General features: G+C 35.8%; 21 protein-coding genes. 10 read left to right on the top strand and 11 right to left on the bottom strand.

Annotated features, from left to right (window positions below; all coding sequences use genetic code 11):
* The coding region (locus VJJ26_00540) for an IS5/IS1182 family transposase (protein HLC06648.1) at nucleotides 1–125 on the top strand (125 nt) is incomplete at its 5' end.
* Between the two features lie 229 nt (nucleotides 126–354).
* On the opposite strand, the gene VJJ26_00535 is transcribed toward VJJ26_00540, so the two are convergent.
* On the bottom strand, nucleotides 355–1,413 hold the full coding sequence (locus VJJ26_00535; GenBank protein ID HLC06647.1) for a Fic family protein: 1,059 nt from the start codon (nucleotides 1,411–1,413) through the stop codon (nucleotides 355–357).
* Between the two features lie 228 nt (nucleotides 1,414–1,641).
* On the opposite strand from VJJ26_00535, the gene VJJ26_00530 reads away from it, so the two are divergent.
* Nucleotides 1,642–2,097 (top strand): DoxX family protein, encoded by a 456-nt coding sequence (locus tag VJJ26_00530; GenBank protein ID HLC06646.1) that lies wholly within the window; start codon nucleotides 1,642–1,644, stop codon nucleotides 2,095–2,097.
* Here the strand turns inward: VJJ26_00530 and VJJ26_00525 are convergent.
* Together VJJ26_00525 and VJJ26_00520 are read right to left on the bottom strand one after the other, a co-directional pair.
* The gene (locus VJJ26_00525; protein HLC06645.1) at nucleotides 2,094–3,221 is read right to left on the bottom strand and encodes a WD40 repeat domain-containing protein; all 1,128 of its coding nucleotides are present in this window, start codon (nucleotides 3,219–3,221) and stop codon (nucleotides 2,094–2,096) included. The genes VJJ26_00530 and VJJ26_00525 overlap by 4 nt on opposite strands.
* 59 nt (nucleotides 3,222–3,280) lie before the next feature.
* Nucleotides 3,281–4,738 carry an ATP-binding protein gene (locus tag VJJ26_00520; protein ID HLC06644.1) on the bottom strand — a complete coding sequence of 486 codons (1,458 nt, stop codon included), beginning with the start codon at nucleotides 4,736–4,738 and terminating at the stop codon, nucleotides 3,281–3,283.
* Between the two features lie 369 nt (nucleotides 4,739–5,107).
* Here VJJ26_00520 and VJJ26_00515 point away from each other — a divergent pair, with 369 nt between their 5' ends.
* The 3 genes from VJJ26_00515 to VJJ26_00505 all read left to right on the top strand — a co-directional run bounded on the left by VJJ26_00515 (nucleotide 5,108) and on the right by VJJ26_00505 (nucleotide 6,873).
* The gene (locus tag VJJ26_00515) at nucleotides 5,108–5,494 is read left to right on the top strand and encodes a hypothetical protein (GenBank protein ID HLC06643.1); all 387 of its coding nucleotides are present in this window, start codon (nucleotides 5,108–5,110) and stop codon (nucleotides 5,492–5,494) included.
* A gap of 128 nt (nucleotides 5,495–5,622) precedes the next feature.
* A complete protein-coding gene (locus tag VJJ26_00510) occupies nucleotides 5,623–6,552 on the top strand; it encodes a colicin E3/pyocin S6 family cytotoxin (protein HLC06642.1) in 930 nt (309 codons plus the stop codon).
* Between the two features lie 18 nt (nucleotides 6,553–6,570).
* Nucleotides 6,571–6,873: a hypothetical protein gene (locus tag VJJ26_00505; GenBank protein HLC06641.1), complete on the top strand. Its 303-nt coding sequence runs from the start codon at nucleotides 6,571–6,573 to the stop codon at nucleotides 6,871–6,873.
* Between the two features lie 268 nt (nucleotides 6,874–7,141).
* Here the strand turns inward: VJJ26_00505 and VJJ26_00500 are convergent, their stop codons facing one another.
* From VJJ26_00500 to trpS, 4 genes are read right to left on the bottom strand one after another with little or no spacing between them, the layout of a single operon-like run.
* Entirely contained in the window at nucleotides 7,142–7,438 is a 297-nt protein-coding gene (locus VJJ26_00500; GenBank protein ID HLC06640.1) for a nucleotidyltransferase domain-containing protein, read from the bottom strand.
* Complete coding sequence (locus VJJ26_00495) at nucleotides 7,435–7,827, bottom strand: HI0074 family nucleotidyltransferase substrate-binding subunit (protein ID HLC06639.1); 393 nt, start codon at nucleotides 7,825–7,827, stop codon at nucleotides 7,435–7,437. Before VJJ26_00495 ends, VJJ26_00500 begins: the two co-directional genes overlap by 4 nt.
* Nucleotides 7,828–7,851: 24 nt before the next feature.
* Entirely contained in the window at nucleotides 7,852–8,415 is a 564-nt protein-coding gene (locus VJJ26_00490) for a hypothetical protein (GenBank protein ID HLC06638.1), read from the bottom strand.
* 13 nt (nucleotides 8,416–8,428) lie between these two features.
* Nucleotides 8,429–9,433 carry a tryptophan--tRNA ligase gene (trpS, locus tag VJJ26_00485; protein ID HLC06637.1) on the bottom strand — a complete coding sequence of 335 codons (1,005 nt, stop codon included), beginning with the start codon at nucleotides 9,431–9,433 and terminating at the stop codon, nucleotides 8,429–8,431.
* 354 nt (nucleotides 9,434–9,787) lie between these two features.
* Here trpS and VJJ26_00480 point away from each other — a divergent pair, with 354 nt between their 5' ends.
* From VJJ26_00480 to arfB, 5 genes are all read left to right on the top strand, one after another.
* A complete protein-coding gene (locus tag VJJ26_00480; GenBank protein ID HLC06636.1) occupies nucleotides 9,788–10,564 on the top strand; it encodes a hypothetical protein in 777 nt (258 codons plus the stop codon).
* Nucleotides 10,527–10,919, top strand: coding sequence for a hypothetical protein (locus VJJ26_00475; GenBank protein HLC06635.1), 393 nt, complete (start codon nucleotides 10,527–10,529; stop codon nucleotides 10,917–10,919). Before VJJ26_00480 ends, VJJ26_00475 begins: the two co-directional genes overlap by 38 nt.
* Before the next feature lie 8 nt (nucleotides 10,920–10,927).
* Nucleotides 10,928–11,545, top strand: a complete 618-nt coding sequence (locus tag VJJ26_00470) for a DUF502 domain-containing protein (GenBank protein ID HLC06634.1) — start codon at nucleotides 10,928–10,930, stop codon at nucleotides 11,543–11,545.
* A 79-nt stretch (nucleotides 11,546–11,624) separates the two neighbouring features.
* Entirely contained in the window at nucleotides 11,625–12,650 is a 1,026-nt protein-coding gene (locus VJJ26_00465) for a methyltransferase domain-containing protein (protein HLC06633.1), read from the top strand.
* 12 nt (nucleotides 12,651–12,662) lie between these two features.
* Nucleotides 12,663–13,094 (top strand): alternative ribosome rescue aminoacyl-tRNA hydrolase ArfB, encoded by a 432-nt coding sequence (gene arfB / locus VJJ26_00460; protein HLC06632.1) that lies wholly within the window; start codon nucleotides 12,663–12,665, stop codon nucleotides 13,092–13,094.
* Between the two features lie 6 nt (nucleotides 13,095–13,100).
* Here arfB and VJJ26_00455 read toward each other — a convergent pair whose 3' ends face one another.
* The 4 genes from VJJ26_00455 to pnp form a co-directional block, all read right to left on the bottom strand.
* Nucleotides 13,101–13,505 (bottom strand): hypothetical protein, encoded by a 405-nt coding sequence (locus tag VJJ26_00455; protein HLC06631.1) that lies wholly within the window; start codon nucleotides 13,503–13,505, stop codon nucleotides 13,101–13,103.
* 83 nt (nucleotides 13,506–13,588) lie between these two features.
* Entirely contained in the window at nucleotides 13,589–14,557 is a 969-nt protein-coding gene (locus tag VJJ26_00450) for a hypothetical protein (protein ID HLC06630.1), read from the bottom strand.
* 5 nt (nucleotides 14,558–14,562) lie between these two features.
* Nucleotides 14,563–15,351: a ribonuclease PH gene (gene rph / locus VJJ26_00445; protein ID HLC06629.1), complete on the bottom strand. Its 789-nt coding sequence runs from the start codon at nucleotides 15,349–15,351 to the stop codon at nucleotides 14,563–14,565.
* A 15-nt stretch (nucleotides 15,352–15,366) separates the two neighbouring features.
* Nucleotides 15,367–16,966, bottom strand: a 1,600-nt coding sequence (pnp, locus tag VJJ26_00440) for a polyribonucleotide nucleotidyltransferase (protein ID HLC06628.1), incomplete at its 5' end; no start/stop codon positions are given.

Genomic DNA, 16,966 nt, shown 5'->3' with positions numbered 1-16,966 from the left:
AAAATGTTATAGGAATGATCAAGCGCTTTAAAATTGTAGCTGATCGATATCGCAATCGCAGAAAACGATTTGGTTTACGTTTTAATTTGATTTCGGGAATATATAATTTTGAGTTAAAAAACTAGTTTCGAAAGAGGTCTATTATTAAAATAATAGAAAAATAGCATCATCCATACTTGTTGCATAGAAAAAACTATCTAAAAAAAGACTTCCATAAAAATGCCGTAATGGCCGATTTTATGGGATTATTGAGCGATAATTTGACTTTTCATACTTGGGATTCCTTCTAACAGCATTATGCTGCTACTATTTTCATGATATAACAAAGCACAAAAAAATACAATGCTATGTGTCCTATACCCTTTGCGCCCTTGTATACCATACCGCACGCCCCTGACCATGACGTGCCAAATACTTCTGATCAACAAGGGTAGCCAGCTGTTTTTTTATAGTACTGCGAGGAGCACCCGTTGAAGCAATAATATCAGCCATGGCAATCTGACCCTTATCTTGTACCAATTGAATAATATCAATGGCCAATTTAGGTAATGATATACGAGTAATTTGTTCTTGATTAATTTTAAACTCTAACCGTTCTATCTGCTTGCCCAAAGAACGTAGAAAGTACAAAAGCCATGGTTGAAAATTATGTTTTTCAGTTTTTAAGGTTGCCTGGGTAAGCCTCAGCGCTCGATAATACCCCTCTTTAGTGTGTTCAACAATTGTTTCTAGAGAACTATATGGAACATATAAATATCCACATTTCAACAATAACAATGTTGTTAAAACACGAGATAATCTTCCATTTCCATCTTGAAATGGATGAATTGCTAAGAATGTCACAATAAAAATACCAATAATTACTAAGGGATGAATCTCTTGTGCATCAAATGCATGCTGAGTCCAATGAATAAGATCTGCCATTCTAAAAGGCGTATCAAATGGTGATATTGTTTCAAACACCACACCAAGCGATTTGCCTTGTGTATCAAAAGCCTCAACGTGATTGGGAAATTTTTTATACTCACCACGATGCCGCTCATCTTTTGTTGAATACTGTAGCAATAGCGTATGTAATTGCTTAATGTAATTTTCAGTCAAGGGAATGTAAGGATAACTCGTAAAAATTTCTTCCATAACATAGGCATACCCAGCTACTTCTTGTTCATCTCGCGACTTAAAGGATTCAGTTTTTAACCCTGATAATATTCTTTCTACTTCCCTATCAGATAGCTTTGAACCTTCTATTCTGGTGGATGAACCTACGCTCTCAATAGTTGCAACATGCCTTAACGCCTTAAGCTGTTCTGGTACCAAATGAGAAAGTTGCTGCCAGGAAGCCTTAAACGTATCTATATAGTCGATAAGCTTCTGTAATTCAGGAGAAATATCTATTTTTTTATAATTAGCCATCTTAATACCCTTTAAATAAGCTCTCCTCAAAAGAACTTCGTCATTAGATCTTACCATTCATATCCAATTATAGCCAATTGTAGCCACAAATGTCCACAAATAGCCAATTGTAGCCAAATATAGCCAATTATGGCCAAAAAATTAACTCTAAAGAACAACGCAATGATATTTAGCTTTTTGTGATATAGTGATCATATGTATGTAAAATATCTTAAAAAAAGGAGCCTTATGTTTCACCAACTTATATCGTTCACTATGCACCATTCCCCCACATTGCAGCAAATAGGATTTACGTGTATCCGCATCAGCTTTGGCGTAATTTTTGTTATTTTTGGCTACAACAAATTATTATCTGGTACAGCAAACCTAACTCAACTTGGCAGCGCTATGGGATTATTCGGTATTACATGGGGATATCTTTTTTGGGGATACATGGCAGCATTCACTGAACTTTTTGGAGGGGTAGCATTTGTACTTGGATTTTGTACACGTATTGCATCACTACCACTCGCGTGGCTTTTGATTGTTGCAATACGTTTGCATGTGCAAAAAGATGATCCGTTTACTAAATGGAGCTTTGCATGTATGTGCTTGTGCATTGTCATAAGTTATCTGATTGCTGGAAGTGGGGTATATTCCGTAGACTATTATCTGAATACATCATCTATCCATCATCACGATTAATGAATAAAACTGGTAGCAAGCTCTGTCCATTCTTCTAGTAAATCATCTGTCTTCTTTTTCATCTCTTGCTTTTTCTTCATATCTTCAACTGTTTCTTCTGATGGAAAGGTCAGTAGGTGAACACGTGGATCAGCGCTCAGAACAACCAATTTGTGCTCCGAATTATATGTGACTTTAGGAGAATAGCTAATCCCTGCTAACGGAAGACATAATTCCATTTTTCCATCCTGTTTATTAAAAAAACAAGCGTTGAAAAATTGATCTCCCTCACCTCTACCAATACCAAGAATATACTTTGCATACATATCAACGATCACCTTACACATCCTTTTGCCAGATTCAAATGATATTTTTCTTTGATCATCCACACGATCGAATGTGCTGATATGAAAAACTTCTTCGACAGGATTATATTTGGAAAAACCCTGACCACCCCGATCCAAGGACATAACAATCTCAGTATAAGATTCAATCAATACAGTCTGTAATTGCCGTTTAGCTGCAATATCCCATATTTTGAAACAATGCGTTTTGTTTTGGTTATCATAACTCAAAGAAACAACTTGTGTAGCATCTTCATTAAGCTGAATATCACAGATATGATGATTATGTCCATCTAACACTGCAATTTCACACTTTCTAATCAAATCGAGAACCTTAATATTAGAATAAGGCCTTTTAAGACCAATGACTGCCTTGTTATCATCTGAGCTATAATTCATTACCGTAACATGAGCTGGCTCTTTAATAGTAGTCGGAATTTCTGCTCTCGTACCATCCTTGATCAACGTTATTCTACCATCTTGATCTGCAAAAATAAGCTTATTATCTTTATTACCAAATGCTACCGCAGTCACCTCATCACACTTGTCATGATAACAATCATCATCAACTCTGCACAGTTCCGGTAATTTATATACTTTTAAGCCGGAAATACATTTCATTCCCTCGGATTGAGATATTGCTCCTGCAACTGCAAGCCAGCTACCATCAGAACTAATCTTCACATCATTAATCCATGGCGAAGACTGAATACTTCTTTGTTGCAACTGTGAAGGTTGCGGTTCTTGTGCAGCATACATTTGACCAAAAATAGTTAGCATACATATCATCCATTTTTTCATATCTCTCACCCTTTATGATCGATAAAACATACAAAAATAATTATCATGTATCGATAGTATTACCCCCAATTTCTTGGATCAAGTAATTGAGAACAGGTAATAATATCATCAAAATATGCACGCTTAATGAGTGAATCTTCAGCACCCTCACTGCAAATTAACACCTTATGAATTGTCTTATTCCCTTTGTTAGGAAATAAAGATAATTTTTTTTCAAATTCTGCAATAACACTCGTGCCAACCTTGCCTTGAAAATACTTCATCTCACAAATAGTGTAAACATTATCTGCTCGATCAAAAATTAAATCTATCTGATACCCTGGATTTTCTTTATCCGTTGCTCGACTAAAAAAAACTCCTGAACGATAATGCACCCCGGAAAAAAATAAAATTTTTGCAATCACATGATGATACTTACGGCAAAAACGTTCAAACGCAAACCCAAGCCATTTGATATAACTATCAACTTTTAACGCTACTTTGGGATTAGCGTCATATGTTCCTGTTGCAATGTTTTTTTGTAACGGCTTGATAAATTTACAATAAAAATGCATGTAATTATCATCAATTGTATAGCGCGTTAGCATAGTAGTTTCTTCCAAATTAAACGGGTAATAATGCGTAATAAAACCGGATTTTTCTAAATCAAGCAATACATTGGTCAAACTACCACCTGAGGAAACACCGAGCAAGTCAGTCAATTCTGTCCGTGTTGCAAACTTTTTGATGCTTAAAATATCAATAATCGCGCGATAATATTTATTGTTAGACATGCTACTGGTGAAAATACGTTCATATTCCCGCGAGAAAAAACTTCCTGACATGAAAGAATTTTTACACAAACTAATAAAGACTGAAGAATCTTTATTGATCCATTTTAAATATTCAGGAACACCGCCAACGGTTAAATACGCATCAAACACTTCTCTGTTGCTACGCTTTTTAAGAAATTCTTTTGTTTCGTATACGTTAAATTCTTTGAGGTGAAATTCATGCTGCGATCTATTGTACAATGCCTTAGAATGCAATACATGATCAATCATAAATGATGGCGCTGAGCCACAGAGTACAATGATAAGTTTTGGATTATGACGAAAATAATTATCCCACACATACTTTAATTCTGCAATTAATGCGTCATCATAGCGCGCAAGCCATTGTAATTCTTCTAAATAAATGGTCCACGTACCTTTGCGAGTATAATCATACAAAACCTCAAAAAACTCTTTCCAACTATCCAAAACCGTTTTGGTCAACAATCTGCTTTCAGCATATTTTGCTAACTGATTAATAGCATGGGCCAATTGTGCCTTTTGTGACAACCCTTCTATTCCTTCAAATTTTAATAAATTTCTGTCCCGGAACGCCTGCTCAAGTAATTCTGTTTTACCAATTCGTCTGCGCCCGTACATAATAATAATACATGCTTCATGGGCCGCCCCGATCTTGTGTAAACGCTCTAATTCACCAGTTCTGCCAATAAAATTTTTCTTTATTTTTATGCGTAATGGTTTCATACTGATATCCTTATTTTTTAACCCCAGCTTCACTTACGTTTTCGCTGGGCGCCCCATTTTTTAGCCAACCACGTCTATTTTAACCCATACTTGGCTAAAATTGCAAGTAAACATTTAAGCCAAGTAATACCCTTTTATAGGCTACTTGGCTCATGAGCATCTATTTACTAATAGATGGAATTTTAGGAAAAAGAACGTACAGATCGCTATTTTCAGACTTTTAATCATACCCGTCAGCCTAACCAATTTCAATTATTTCCAATGGGAACCAAATTAGAACTTGCCTTATACAACAATTGCCATAAACTATAAACCATGCAAAATAGGGAGTTTTCTTTTTATCACAATTCAACACAACAAAGGATATTCATGTTAAAAAAAACATTGTTAAGCACATTGTTTGCTGTATCAACTATTGCATCAGCAAACATAAATCTTGACCTTAATCTTACCATCTCAAATGGTGCGGCTCAACGCAACGCAACAGGTTCTGTTGTTATCAACGAGGATGAAATTACTTCAGTTGTATTCAATGACCTTGAAGCGCTAGTAATCGATTTTGTTGCACAAAGAAATGATGAAAATATTACTATTCAAGCGCAATTTTTCCAAAGAGCAGAAAATGATGAATTAATCACTATGACCGATTGGTTATCAGTGGAAGTACCATTCGATCAAGCGGCTACTATCACGGTGAATGAAGCTGATGGCAGTGGATCATTGGTTCTTGTAGTTACCCCTTCTTCAGTGGAATAACTACACATTATCCCTGTTTTGCGGACAATAATAAAAAGTGCTGTATTTTGAGGCTTAGTTCTTAAAAATCGCAGCACTTTTTATGCTATAATTCGAAAAATTATTTCCAAAAAAAAAAGGTTCTCTACATGCTTCACAACAAAATTAAAGCACTAATGCTTTGCTACATTGTTCTCTGTGGACACATACTGTTACCATCCATTATTTCTGGTTCGCTGATTAAAACTTGTAATGACCTTACTCCTGTAGAAAATATCACTATTGGAGGCAACCTCATTGGATATGATGATACATCACTAACCAACGTCACAGTAACACATGTATCAAAAACAACCACAGAAACAATAGTTGTTATCACAACACGTAAAGGATGCGTCTATGCTGCACCTAATCAGTTATTTTATGATCCATCTTGTAATCAATGGATTGCAGCACAATCAATAACTACAAATACAACGCTTCTTGATGCTCATCTAAATCATTGTTCTTGTCTTAAGGTTGAAACAATCTCTGTTCCACCAACTGATGTTTATCATATTTCTACAACAGATCCTCACAATTTTTTTGTTTCTGAACAAGAATTGTTAACGCACAATGCTCTTCCTGTAATTGTAATCAGCCTTGCGTGGTTATTTGGCGAAGGTCTTAAATTTGCGGGAATAACTATTGGAACTGCTGTTTTGAGTAGTTATGTTGGTGTTCAATTATATAATGCACAGAAACAAAAACAGAAATGTAATATTTCTTTACACGTAGGCCCTTGCGGAAATCCCTGCACTGATCCTGATGATGATGATAACGATAAAGAACGAGTATTTAACACCATTTCCAAAACAGAATTCTTTCAATCAATGAAAAAACATTATGAACATTATAAAGAGGATATATATAGAACAAAAACAGATACTTTTGGAAAAAAAACCAAATATATTAAGTGGGATCATTTGCATAATGATATAGAAGCCTATACTAAAAATGGCAAACATTTGGGATCAATTAATCCAAGAACCTTAAAATTTTGTAAACCAGCAAATCCTCGCAATTGGATTGAGGTCTAACCAAAAATTAAAGATAATATGAACCAAAAAATAATTTATTGCTGCTACGCAATAGAACAAGAAATTAATGACCCCAGAGTTTTTATCAACTATAACCCAAAATATAGGGAATCCTCTATCAATACGACAAATAAACATGTCATACGATTAATATCCAACTGTCCCTGGTGTGGAAAGGGATTACCGCAAAGCCTACGAGATGAATGGTTTGATATTCTGGAAAAAGAATATCAACTCGATGACCCTTGGGATAAAAATCAAGCTTTGCTAGTACCCGAGGAATTCAAAACTGACGAGTGGTGGAAAAAGCGCGGTTTATGAAAGTTTTACTCTAAAAAAAGGTGTGTTCAATGATAATCACGACATACGATACGATCAGAATTATATTATTATGTTTAATTTTATTTGTGAGGATCTTTGCAGTCTATGTGGAAACAGAAACAGATTAAATTGAAAAGGCCTTATGATATAAGGCCTTTTTATCCGTTATGTATCAATTACGCTTCGTCACTATCATCATTCAAAAAAAACTGAATATTTGTCGGTGCACCCAATTCAAGGCGTGCAGCCAATGGCCGCTCTTTATACATTAACTCTTTTTAACTTCTTGAATCAGCGTAAGATCAGGAGCTATTTTTGCACGAAAATTTTCATCGGACATATTCCAATCAACCACATCAACCTTAAAGGGTAAATCCGAATTCTCAAAATCTTCATCAATGTGCGAGCGAATATTCCAAGGAATATCGTCCATAAAACATATATCTAAATCAGATAACGGTCTGTGTGTTCCTTTTACGCGTGAGCCAAAAGCATAAAACGTATAGGGGTATTTTTGCAAAATTGCTGTTACCATAAGCCAATGACGAGGATCCATATGGATCATGACATTTCCTTTAAGCGCTCAATTAATGTGCTAAGCTCAACAGAAAATTGATCAAAAATTGCCACTATAGCTTCCAAATTTTCTTGCTCATACGTATGGGTTGTAAGATTACGTTTTTTTTGAAACTCAAACCATACTTCCGGATCATCAATTATTTTTTCAATTGCTGCTGCACGGAATGTATCTTTTGGAGATCCTGTTTCTTGCCCTCTAGAAGCCAAAAAACGCTTCATTATTTTCCATGCTAATTCATAACAAAACTCAAATGCTTGCACAGCTCCCGCTTGATCTCTATCATTTCTCATGTCTTGACGAAATCTTTCAAAAACTGCCTGTGCCTTGAGTACTTTGCTTAAATCTATAGCCGATTCATCCATTATTTTTTCCATATAAAACTCTCGATTAACAAATACTTACGCTTCATCACTATCGTCATTCAAAAAAAACTGAATATTTGTCGGTGCACCCAATTCAAGGCGTGCAGCCAATGGCCGCTCTTTATACATTAACTCATCCGGGTTAATCATCATCGCATCAATATTCGCTTTTTGATCAAGAACAATATCTTTACCAACAATTTTTTTATTCGGCAATTCAACACCATCACCAGGAGTTATATAATATCCTTTTTTTGTTGACACTACTTGGTACGCAATCTGGTACAACGTTGGATTATCTAGCAGATACGGCCCTTCCCATTTTTCTGGATGAACCAAATTCATTGGTCCAACTTCAGAACCTGCAAACTTTGCTACATTCAAAAAATTAATGGGGTTTTTTTGCGCATCAAAATCAATAATTGTACATGTTTTATGAATACGATGAAAAATATCACGTAAACGTACAACCTCTGCAGACATCATCATTCCTGCATCGTTTTTTGTGCGATACAAGGTATCAATAAATGTAATACCTACAAAAAAAATAATTCCGCAAATTACGGCAATTGGTAAAAAATAATGCTGTGATCGTTTCACAAATTCTCCTTTTTTATTTGTAATCGAGACGCATTACGCGCCGTACTTCATCCATTGTTTGCGCAGCAACCTGTCGCACTTTATCTGATCCTTCCAACGCAATATTCATTACCGCTTGCGGATCTTGAGCAAACTGTTCTCTACGTTCACGAATAGGTCCTATGAGTGTATATAACACATCAATCAATCGGCGTTTTAATTTGACATCACCAAGTCCACCACGCCGATAATGCGTTTTTAATTCTTCAACTACTTCCGCTTCTGGATCAAAAATATCAAGATAGCTAAACACCACATTACCTTCTACTTTTCCTGGATCATTTACATGGATGTGGTCGGGATCTGTGTACATTTTCATTACTTTTTCTGCAATTGTATCAGCAGAATCGGAAAGATATATCGCGTTATCCAATGACTTACTCATTTTTGCTTTGCCATCAATTCCTGGCAATCTTCCAACTTTTGGAACATATCCTTTAACATGTCCAAAAACTTCTTCATTGTACATGCGGTTAAAAGTATTAATAATTTCATTGGTTTGCTCAATATGAGGCAGCTGATCTTCACCAACTGGCACAATAGTTCCTTTGACAATCACAATATCTGCAGCTTGCGAAACAGGATAAATTAAAAACCCTGCTGGCAAACGTTCCTCAAATCCTTTTTGCACAACTTCCGCTTTGACTGTTGGGTTACGCAGTAATCTATTAACGGAAACCAAATTAAGAAAATAGATGGTTAATTCGGCGATTTCGGGGATAAGTGACTGAATAAATATTGTCGATTTTTGTGGATCAATACCAACTGCTAAATAATCAAGACATACTTGCAGAACATTTTTACGCACCATTTCCGGACGGTCAAAATAGTCCGTTAATGCCTGCGTATCAGCGATCATCACATATTGTTTGTACATATCTTGTAACTCTACTCGTGATTTGAGTGAACCAAGATAATGCCCTAGATGTAGCGGCCCTGTTGGGCGATCACCTGTTAAAACGATAGATTCATGTGCCATTTTTATTTCTCACAAAAAAACATATCCAAAATTAATTATATTTAATGATACAGATCACATCAAAAAAGACAAAACTTCATAACAATCTTGCAAAATGATCACGTAATACTATAAAAAATGTAGTAGGAATCATTAAACTTTACCAACGCATATATTTTCCGCGCTCATCAGCCTAACCCATTGCCAGTTCCTTTCAATGGGTACCCAATAGAAACGAAGTGGAGATTGGGTTAAAAGGATCAGAGCGCGCTTAATCCTTCAACAAGTTCAGGATGAGCGCGGGGTCCCATATGAAGTTTATAACGTAGCTGGGGTTAAATGGGCGCTGCGAATAACTGAACTAAGGAGATAAATATGTTTTATAATTTATTGGTACGAGATATTATTGAAATAGTTGTTTACTCATCATGTATTTTTACTCTTTGCAAATGGCTCAAAACAGATAAAACAAAAAATATACTCACCTATTTTTTTGCATACTGCGCACTAGCACTGTGTGCCTGGGTGACGCAATTACCTACGCTCACGCCATTTTTATGTACCTATGCACCAATCGCTCTCCTTTTATTTATCGTTCTCCACGAAAAAACATTACAACGTAATTTAGTAACATTGTGTTCCATTGCACCCGCACGGATTCAGCATGAAGATTGGCTTGATACATTGCTCAGCAGCAGTTTAGCAATAATTAACACCAATAAATCTATCACCGTTGTTATTGAGCATAAAGATTCATTAGATTATTTTTTGGATGCTCCGTTTCTTATCAATGCTGATATAAATAAAAATGTTTTAGAATTACTGCTTTTTAGCACATCATACGATGAACAAAAAATGGTATGGATTGATACCAACGGAAAAATTCGCGGCATTAATGTTGCTTGGATTACTCACCAAGAAAAAAGAACTGATGCGCTTTTTTATACCCTACAAAGCGATGCTATTGTGTTAAGAGCTCACCCAATCAGCAGAACATTCACTCTTATTATTGAAAATAAAGAAACAAAAAATCTTTCAGCACATCACGTGCGCACCATGATCAAAAAACAACTTTCTACTCAGTCTTCACCATCAGAACATAAAGGAGTTTATCGTGAAAGTAGCACGCCTGAAAAATCTCTTCCTCTCTAACGCACCACTTGCAACTATTAGTCTTTTACTTGGTTACAGTTTTTGGTACATTGCAAGCTATGATCACATAGTGAGCCTAAAAATAAATGTTCCTTTATGCTTTTCTGAATTACCAGATATGTATACCATAAATGCTCCTGAAAAAATTGCCGTTACCTTAAAGGCAAAACGTTCAGATTTCTATACCCTAGAAGAAAAATCACTGGCAGCACATATTAACGTAAACAAGCTTTTACCAGGAAAGCATGGTATAATCCTGACCGAACAACATCTTTTTTTACCAAAAAATATTGTGTTAACAAATTATAAACCTGCTAATCTATGTATCACCATTTCCGCAAACAAAAAAACATAAGGCCCATAATGTCTCAGAAAAAAAATATATTTCTCTCATTCATTGATTCTATATCTTCGCTTTTTTTAACAGGACTTTTACTCATATTACCAGTAACGCTTACCATTGCAGTTTTTACAATTTCACTGAGAGTATTACTCAACTGGCTTGAACCGTTAAAACGATTCGGCTTTACGTTCCCGTACTCTGAGGTAATACTTGCTATTGCCATTATCTTGGTTGCAGGAACATTGTATAATATGTTCATTTTACGTCCAATTATTCATGGAATAGAAAAACTATTCTCAAAAATTCCACTCATCCGCCCCGTATATTCAGGCATAAAAAAGTTAGTGCATGCATTTAGCTTTCAAGACAAAGCATCTTTTACTAAAGTAGTGCGTATTGAATTTCCTAAGACTGGTATTTATAGCATTGGTTTTCTCGCTAATCAAGTTGACAAAATGATAGCTCCTAATACCGATAAAAAATATTTTAACATCTTTATTCCTACCACACCCAATCCAACAAGTGGCTTTCTGGTTCTCGTGCCAGAAGATGAAATTACTATCATTGATATCTCTCGACAAGACGCAATGGCAATGATAATATCGGGTGGAATTATTCAGCCAAATCATGATAAATAATTTCGTAATATTTTGACGTTTTATTGTTTTCATGCTATACATACTCCTAATCTACACATGCTAAAAAAGGAAATTATCTGTGAAAAAATATATCGTCATTTCATTATGTATACTTGGATCTCTCAATGCCATGGACATCAAACCTCCTGTACCTCGTGAACCACGCGAATGGCTGGCAAAAGAATATGCCAAAGGTAATACATCACAAATCGCTTGTTTTTCAAGTCTTTTAAAGAAACATAAGATCCCAACTGAAGATAAAACCATTCTGAGTGTTGCCTGCGGAACAGCTGAAATAGAAGTAAAACTTGTACAAAAAGCAAAGTGTGTACACGGCATTGACGCAAGTAAAAATATGATTAATTATGCCGAACAAACACATATCAACGAAACTAATAAACACATTCTTTCATTCGAACATTGTTTTGTAGAAGACTTCGAAACACAAGAGCCTTATGATCTCGCACTTGCTTCTTGTTGCTTCCATTGGTTTGCAGATAAACAACAAGCATTGCAACATATTAGCAACAGCCTAAAAAAAGATGGCTTATTTTTTGCGAACATAGACACTGTAAGTAATCCACCTTTAGGCATTGCAGTACTTGACGATATGAAAAGAGATATTCCGATTCTTGGTAGACTCTTATCGGTTCTTCCAAACCCTACGGGCAGCTCTAGCCCCACTAATAATGAACTCTATGGCATGCTCGATAAAGCAGGTTTTAGTCTTATTAAAAGTGAAGAAGAATCATTTGAATTCCCAATGAGCGAACAGCAGTTTAGAGAACACCAACTTCCCATACTTTTGAGTACACCTGCTGCACAGTGGTTGATTAATTCGACATCAGATGGTTGGTTGACAAATGTGATAGCTGAAGGAACATACAAGTGTTTTTCTATGTCGGAAGAAGAACAAAAACAACATGATGCACCTTTCTTTCCCGAAAGCAATGCTACCCTGATAGAGAAAATAAGAAACAATAATTTTTGTAGATGTTTATTCAATGATTTTCTTAATCGTTATTTAAAAAAGCTCAAAAAAAATAACGATGGTACTTATGTCTTTCCATATGCTACGACGGCTATTCTTGCCGCCAAAAGATAGTACCATTTACTCATGAAAAACGATTTGTTCATTAAAAACAACATCACCATTCCAGAACATGAATTAGAAATAACCACCAGCCGTTCCGGAGGAGCTGGCGGTCAGCATGTTAACAAAACAGATACGCGCATTACAGTGCGTTGGAATGTGAAAACAACAATAGCTCTCACCGAAGAACAAAAAAACTATATTTTGGAAAAGTTACAATCACGAGCCACCGAAGATGGTGATCTCATTGTTCACAACAGTGAATCGCGCAGCCAACAACAAAACAAAAAAAATGCTCTCAATAATCTTGCTGCACTCGTACGCAATGCATTGCATGTGCCAAAAAAACGTATTGCTACCAAAGTATCAAAAACATTAAAAGAAGCGCGCCTCAAAAGTAAAGCTCATCGCAGTTCTATTAAACAAATGCGTAGTAAAAAAATAATAGTTGACTAAAAATGACTATGGATTGAGATATACAATTATATTAAAACTATCAATTATATAAGCCATTTTTTGTTTACAAGATACTGTGGGATTATCGTTACAGTTTTTCATCAACAATCGTCGATCGCAAATGTACGCTTGAATCACATTGGAGTGTAAGAATCTTATACTCTCAGGTTTTAAAAACTTAATATATTTTTCGCACAAATCTTCACTCATATTTTGAAATATTTTGGGTGCTTTAGACATTTTACCTGACTCATATAAACTTTCTGCGGTCAGTAATTGTAACCAAGGAACCTCGCCTTTTGGGCAATCACGACGAGTAAGACTATCACTACCCATTCTGTTCCGCAAACCGTCTATTGCAACGGTGTTGTTTATAAGACAAAATAGCAGTAGGAACATATATTTGATCATAACGGCTCCTTTTTTTAATGACATACAATTTCATTACATCACAAACCGAGCCTACTCAAGATTAATAATAAAAACAAGACAGGCTATTGAAACTTATTTTCAAAAAACTGGCCATAAAAATGTTCCAAGCCAAGCTCAGAACCGCCATTTTTTAATCGAAAATCCATAGTAGATAAAAACTGATGTGCATTGCGTAATTCAGTCAAATTGCACAATGACCAATCGCGATTGATAAATGAGAATGGCAATTTATACTGCGCTTTTTTAGCATCAACATATTTTTTTTGCTTCATTAAATCACAATACACATACGCCCGCCATATTTGATCCGCCCAAAAGGTAGCCCAAAATGTCGGCATATATTGTTCTGCAAACAATGCCCATTGTCGAAAGAATGGTTTTGATTTTTTACTAAAAAAATGTTGGCTCAGTACAAAAAATGAACTTGCTGGATCTATAATACGCGTTATCCAGTGCGTAAAAAAATCATCCGCACTTTTTCCCAAAACCAATTCATAATGTGCAAATAAACAAATGGAATCTAAAGAAAGATAATCAGCATACATACTTATTTGCGATGCAAATGCACTTTTATCGTGTAAATTATCACTTACCAAAAAACGCACGGCTAAAAAGTCCTGCTGTGTAATGTCATGTGGTAATGCAATAACATGTGTGGCATCAACAGAGTTCTTTGTTGATGATGCATAATTAGTTAAAGTTTTATCAGAAAATAATAGTATACGATGTGGACCTTCATACGTACGAAGGTACTGAAACATTTCCTGTTGTTTTTTTTCTGGTAGGGTATAAAAATCTTCAAGCCAGTACACCGTTTGCCCAGAAAAACTCATGGTCGAAAGTAGCGCTTTAATCGCTGATACTTCAGTTGTACAATTGAGCGCTTCAATATTTGCACCATTTCTTTTAAAAAAAGCGATGAGGTGATAGAAAAAAAGCAAAGGATACAAGGGTGCAGAAAAACAAAAGACTGTTCCTTCTGGAAGAGTTTTTGTGCGTTTGATATGTTCAAAAAATGTTGATAAAAGCATAATATCTATAGTGACTGTAAGCGACTTTTTAAACTAAATAAAGGAACACGATCAGATTGTTTAGGAAAATGTTCGACATCATACAATGCAAATAATTGCTGCGCGCCTTTATTTGCCATGACACGTACTTGTTCAAACACATCCCATGATAAAGGAGCACTTTCAGCACCGCCCTGCATTTCCACAATTTTATTTGTTTGTGTTATGACAAAATTAAAATCTGCTGTTGCAGTACTATCTTCTTCGTAATTCAAATCAAGAAATACATTGTCTTGTACAACACCAACAGAAATTGCTGCGATATTTTCTGTAATAATAGGTTTGCTAATAATTCGTGATTGTAACCACTTTTCCTGGGCCATTACCAATGCTAAAAAAGAACCAGTAATAGCTGCTGTACGCGTGCCACCATCCGCTTGCAATACATCACAATCAATTGTAATAGTACGCTCACCAATCTCGGATAAATCTACAATAGTGCGAAAGCATCTACCAATAAAACGTGCAATCTCAACTGATCTGCCATCTTTTTTGTTTGAGCTACTTTCCCGTTGCGTGCGGGTTACTGTTGATGTAGGTAGTAATGCATATTCTGCAGTTAACCATCCAGCACCTTTTCCGCGTAAAAATTGCGGTACACCATTTTGCATTGAAACAGCACACAATACTTTTGTTTTACCCATTTCAAACAGATATGATCCTACTGCATACTCGTAAATGCCACGAGAAAAAGACACCGGTCTCAATTGATCCGGTGTCCGTCCATCATTTCTAACAACTTTTTTAGAATCCATAACTATTAGCTTATCCTACGATAACATTTTCAGACTAGTACGCCCAGTTACTTCATCATGATCTAAAACTTCAACTTTAACTTCGTCATTTAACTTAATAGTTTGCATAAACGTTCTTTGTAAATCACGCGGTATATTAGACACATGCACAAGACCATCAAAGCCAGGAACAAGTTCAACAAATATACCAAAATCAACAATACGTCTTACTTTACCATTAAAGACAGCGCCTTTATCAATTTGACCTGCCAAGGTTTTAACCCATTTAACTGCCATGTCAATATTAGCTTCAGGTCCGCCAAATATTTTAACCAATCCATCTGGTTCAATATCAATTGAAGTACCAGTGGTTTCGGTAATTTCACGAATTGTTTTACCGCCAGAACCAATAATCGCACCAATTTTATCGGTGTGAATAGTTATTGTGATAACTTTTGGAACTAATACAGAGAGCTCTGCTTGAGGCGCGCTCATTACTTTACGCATTTCATCAAGAATATGAAGACGACCAACACGCGCTTGTTCAAGTGCATGCTGAAACACTTCACGACGTAAGCCACCTTTGTATTTTACATCCATTTGAATAGCAGTGATACCAGTATCAGTACCAATAACTTTAAAATCCATTAAACCAAACGCATCTTCAAATGCATTGATATCCGTTAGTGATACAAATACTCCCGGAGATTTTTCCAAAAGCCCCATTGCAACACCAGCAACCATTTTTTTGATTGGTACACCAGCTTGCATCAGTGCCATAGTAGTTGCGCATGCTGTTGCCATAGAAGAAGAACCATCTGATTCTAAAATATCAACGACAACACGAATGGTGTACGGAAACTCTTCTGGAGTTGGACGTAAATAATCAAATGATGAGCGAGCAAGATACCCGTGCCCAGTTTCACGTCTACTGGTTCCACGCATCGGCTTGACTTCACCACTTGCAAACGGAGGAAAATTATAATGCAACATAAATGAACCTGCATTTGGTTCACTGTCCATTAATGTGTCAAATTTTTGCTCATCTTGTCCACTTCCAAGGGTTACACTTGCAAGAGCTTGCGTATTACCACGAGTGAACAAAGCTGATCCGTGAGTGTACGGTAAAAGCCCTACTTCAACTTCAATAGGACGAACTGTTGTAAAGTCACGACCGTCAACACGTTTATTTTGAACAAAAATTAAATTGCTTAATTTTTCTTGTAATTCATCACCAAAGATGTAATCAATAACTGATTGCGGTGCTCCTGCTTCATCAATTTTTTCTTGATATTCAGCAGTAAAATCTTTTTTCATTTCATCAAGGTACGCATAACGCTCATGCTTATCTTGAATGTACATACGCTCAACACGGTCTTGTGTAAGAAATTGACTTACTTTATTTTTCCATACATCAAAACCATACACATCATTAGCCGCTGTTTCTTTATAATTCAACGCTTGTTGAATTTCTTTCTGCCATACGATTAATTTTTTAATTTTTTCATGCGCTTGGAACAAAACATCAACAAAATCTTTTTCGCTCAGTTCGTTGGTTGAGCCTTCAACCATAACGATACCTTCTTCTGTTCCCGCAACAACGATACGCATGTCAGATTTTAATTGCTCTGGATGT

The sequence above is a fragment of the Candidatus Babeliales bacterium genome (assembly GCA_035288105.1).
Taxonomy (GTDB): domain Bacteria; phylum Babelota; class Babeliae; order Babelales; family Vermiphilaceae; genus SOIL31.
The sequence above is the reverse complement of the archived record's forward strand: the minus strand, read 5'-3'. Positions and strand labels throughout refer to the sequence as shown.